This window comes from Thermodesulfovibrionales bacterium (assembly GCA_035686305.1).
Classification (GTDB): Bacteria; Nitrospirota; Thermodesulfovibrionia; order Thermodesulfovibrionales; family UBA9159; genus DASRZP01.
Window position 1 is genome coordinate 1 of sequence record DASRZP010000125.1, and the last position, 3742, is coordinate 3742.

Sequence of the window (3742 nt, forward strand, 5' to 3'; positions counted from 1 at the left end):
TTCTTTCTTCGCTTCCTCCTTGTAGACTATCCGCGGGTCTGTCGTGACGTCATAGATGGTCACGGGCCTGCCGTCGAGGGCATCGGCAACACTCCTTTCGGCGTCAACGGGTCCCTTGTTCAGATAGGTCTCGCTGAGCCCATAGGAAGCGACAAGTTCCAGCCGTCTGCGGGCAGGGTCGAGGAGTCGTATGGTCGCCGCATCGGTACTCATGGCATTCGCTGTGCTCCTCACGGTCAGATCCATCACCTCCTGAAGACTGAGCATGGAACTGACTGCCTTCGCTATCTCCTGGAGGACAGTGAGGTACTTAGCCTCCTTGTACTGCCGCTCAAACATCCTCGCGTTCTCGATGGCCGTGCCGCACTCTTCTGCCAGGGCTGAAGCGAAGTCGATATCTTCCTTGCTGAAGTGCCTCGGCGTATTTGTAAGAAGTCTCATGACCCCAATGAGCCTGCTCCTCGCTATGATTGGAAGGGCAAGCATGCTCTTGATCCCTTCCTCAGCAGCCTCCTTCTGGTAATAGATCCGTTCGTCAGAGGTGACATCGTAAATGGCGACGGGCTTTTCCTGCAACGTCTCCTGAATCGTCTCCTCCATGTCGACAGGCCCTCTCGAAAGATACCGCTCGCTGAGACCATGGGAGGCAACGAGTTCAAGCCGTTTCCCTGCCTCGTCGAGTAGCCGTATCGTCACGGCCTTGAGGTTCATGACTTCAGGCAGCGTTCTTACGATCATGTCGAGGACCTCATTGAGCTGGAGAGATGAGCTGACCGCCTTGGTCACCTGCTGAAAGACCCTGAGGTATTCCTTCTCTTTCGAGACCGTCTTTTCGAAGACCCTGGCGTTGACGATTGCGATAGCGGCCTGTTCGGCTATTGCTGCAACGAACTTCAGGTCCTCTCCCGAGTATCCGACGGGTTCGGACGTGTACATCCTCAGGACCCCGATGATCTCGTCACCGGAACGGAGCGGGATCGAAAGGATGCTCCGTATACCCTCGTCGATCGCCTCGCTCCGATACCTGGCGTTCTCATCTGCGGTAATGTCATAGATGGAGACAGGCTTTCCCGCCAGTGCATCCGTGATGCTCCCGTCATATTCAACCGGCCCCTTGTTGGCATATCTCTCGCTCAGGCCGTGATACGCAACGAGCTCGAGCCGGTGCGTGTCGGTGTTCAGGAGCCTCAGAGAACTCGCCCTGACGTTCATGACCTTCACAACGTTCGAAACGATGAGGTTCAGAACCTCTTTGAGCGAGAGGCTTGCGCTGATCGCCTTGCAGACATTCTGATAGCTTTCGAGGTATACCCTCTTCGAGAATATCTTTTCAGCACAGGCAGGACACATGGAATGGGTGAACTCGCCGAGGCCCGTTCTCGCAAAATAGGCTTCGATATCCTCCCAGACTTCGCCTGTCCGCATCTTCTTGCACCATCCGCAGATCGGTATGAGCCTGTCCCTGTTGCCTCGGTCCAATCGGTACCCCTTTCACTCTCCGGTATTATTTTACCCTTTCTCCTTCCATTTTTTTGGCTGAACAGCCACGATTGCTCTATTAATTGTTTTAATAAAACTATTGATCCAGGGATAACGCTGTTCTCCTGTTCTCCACCCTCGTCGGAGCGTGATAGGCATGACCTTTCCTATGGTATAATGGAGCATGTCGGAAAGCATCAATTACAACAATTTCAGCGAGGAAGAGGATCGGCTGTACAAGAAAAACATAGAGATGATCCGGTCGAGCATCAGGGATGGAGTAAAATTCGATCTTGCCTGTGAGTTTGTCCCTCGTGAGGACAAACAGTTGCGAGATCTCATCGTCGACGATGCCCTCAAGATCCAGATTGCCGAGATGCACTACGGGACAGGGCTCTCGCTCCTTGACGTATCAAAGAGACTTGGGGTTTCTATGGAACGACTTCTGAAGGCGAACACGGAGATGATGGAAGATGTCATGAATAGCGCCGCAGAATTTGGGAGGAGACAGTCCGGGGGTTCCGAGCCGCTCATGCACTAAGCCGCTCATGAAACGGGTGACCCTCTTTACCTTAAGCACCTGTCCTGTCTGTAAGCGGGTAAAGACGTTCCTTGACGATCATGGGATACCATACAGCCAGATCGAGGTCGATACCCTCGACAGTGGCGAACAGTGGCTTATGACAAAGGAGCTCATGAAGCATAACCCGCAGGGAACGTATCCGACCGTCGTTATCGAAGAAGTTATCAGGGGATACGACCTTGAAGCCCTCAAAGCGAAACTCCTGGATGGATCACGAGAATAGCTTTCGCCGGGGAATGAAGAGTCATGACACGTGATAAACTTTATGAGACCCTCCAGAGATATGCCAAATCTCAGGGTATGGAGTTAAACAACGACAGGGATTTTGTCCTGGATATTATCAGCGGCCTCCTCAAGAACGAGGAACGGTACGGATACCGCAGTTGTCCCTGCCGCCTCGGGACGGGCATCAGCGATCGCGATGAGGACATCATCTGCCCGTGCAGGTACCGGGATGATGACGTCCGGGAGTACGGGGCTTGCTATTGCTCACTTTACGTCTCACCTTCATGGAATGAGGGGAAGACTCCCCATGCAATCGTGCCGGAACGAAGACCCCTAAGGAGATAAGAAGATGGAAGACGAGTCACCATGCAATCCCCTCTTTGATATACCGGGCCTCAAGGACATAAAAGAGACCCCTGACATCGTCAAAAAGATCAGGTGGGAGTCGACCCCCCGGATGGTCATGGAGCCCCGATACCTCCAGAACAAGGAAGATCTGGAGAAGCTCAAGGAGATCGCCGGATATATGTTCTATATTGAGACGCAATGCGAGCCTCCTGCGCTCATGCTCATGAAAGTCGGACAGACCGACATCGCCTCTACGGTAGGGATTATACAAGAAATCCCGCCAGAGCTCATAGAGAGGGCGATAGAGAACCCCGTGGACAAACCGGAAAACGGCATGTACGCGATCACGGAAGAGATCAAGGAGTGGCTGAAGAAGGCCCTGGGGGTCTAAGGGGGTGGGAGTCAAAACTCCGCCAGGCAGACACCTCCGATCGTCATTGAATTCCATCCGAAAGCAAGACCTTTTATAGACAGAGGTCAGGGGAAAGTTCCTTCCTGAACTGTGCGCCTACGCTTCCCTTTAAGAAATTATCGAGTAGTATTGGAAATCAGTCTCAATTTCATTTGGACAATTATTTGTGAACAATGGTAAACTCTTTTATGCATAACAGAAAACTGCCAAGGATGCTGATAAACACGGACGTTATCATAAATGGCTCTATTAGGGGATTGGCTTTTGACATCAGTGAAAAGGGCATATATGTCCATAACTCCGAAATCAACTTTAAAGAAAAAGATGTAATTGATGTAACCTTTGACATCGGACACAACTTCATTAATACAAAGGCTATAGTAAGGCATGTGCACCCGGGTTTTGGCATCGGTGTCAAGTTCATAAATATGCCCCCTCAAATGTCCGACGTCCTAAAAGAGTTTCTCAGTTCTTCACAGTTCGAGTTAATCGATAAGGTTCGTAAAACTGTTCTCCTTGCGGTTAATGACGCACGGTCGCGATCTTTGTACAAGATGAACCTAATGCAAGGAGGGTTTACTGTGCTGGAAGCCGCAAACGGGCAAGAAACACTTGAGAGCTTGCAGCTAAGAAAACCGGATATTTTGGTGATGGAAATGCATGCTGGAGGGCTCAATGCGGTAAAAATACTTCAG

The 3742-nt window shown here is 51.2% G+C and carries 6 protein-coding genes; 5 read left to right on the forward strand and 1 reads right to left on the reverse strand.

Annotated elements, in window-relative coordinates; all coding sequences use genetic code 11:
* On the reverse strand, positions 1-1479 hold a 1479-nt coding region (locus tag VFG09_14120; GenBank protein ID HET6516292.1), incomplete at its 3' end, for a GAF domain-containing protein.
* A gap of 184 nt (positions 1480-1663) precedes the next feature.
* Here VFG09_14120 and VFG09_14125 point away from each other — a divergent pair.
* From VFG09_14125 to VFG09_14145, 5 genes are all read left to right on the forward strand, one after another.
* Positions 1664-2020 (forward strand): hypothetical protein, encoded by a 357-nt coding sequence (locus VFG09_14125; protein ID HET6516293.1) that lies wholly within the window; start codon positions 1664-1666, stop codon positions 2018-2020.
* Between the two features lie 7 nt (positions 2021-2027).
* Positions 2028-2285: a glutaredoxin family protein gene (locus tag VFG09_14130; protein HET6516294.1), complete on the forward strand. Its 258-nt coding sequence runs from the start codon at positions 2028-2030 to the stop codon at positions 2283-2285.
* Between the two features lie 23 nt (positions 2286-2308).
* Positions 2309-2632, forward strand: a complete 324-nt coding sequence (locus VFG09_14135; GenBank protein HET6516295.1) for a ferredoxin-thioredoxin reductase catalytic domain-containing protein — start codon at positions 2309-2311, stop codon at positions 2630-2632.
* 4 nt (positions 2633-2636) lie between these two features.
* On the forward strand, positions 2637-3026 hold the full coding sequence (locus tag VFG09_14140) for a hypothetical protein (protein ID HET6516296.1): 390 nt from the start codon (positions 2637-2639) through the stop codon (positions 3024-3026).
* 209 nt (positions 3027-3235) lie between these two features.
* Positions 3236-3742, forward strand: a 507-nt coding sequence (locus VFG09_14145) for a PilZ domain-containing protein (protein ID HET6516297.1), incomplete at its 3' end; no start/stop codon positions are given.

Bases quoted from the DNA above. Each gene is read 5' to 3' on its own strand.
- VFG09_14130 (HET6516294.1), top strand. From the start codon at position 2,028: ATGAAACGGGTGACCCTCTTTACCTTAAGCACCTGTCCTGTCTGTAAG.
- VFG09_14135 (HET6516295.1), top strand. From the start codon at position 2,309: ATGACACGTGATAAACTTTATGAGACCCTCCAGAGATATGCCAAATCT.
- VFG09_14125 (HET6516293.1), top strand. From the start codon at position 1,664: ATGTCGGAAAGCATCAATTACAACAATTTCAGCGAGGAAGAGGATCGG.
- VFG09_14140 (HET6516296.1), top strand. From the start codon at position 2,637: ATGGAAGACGAGTCACCATGCAATCCCCTCTTTGATATACCGGGCCTC.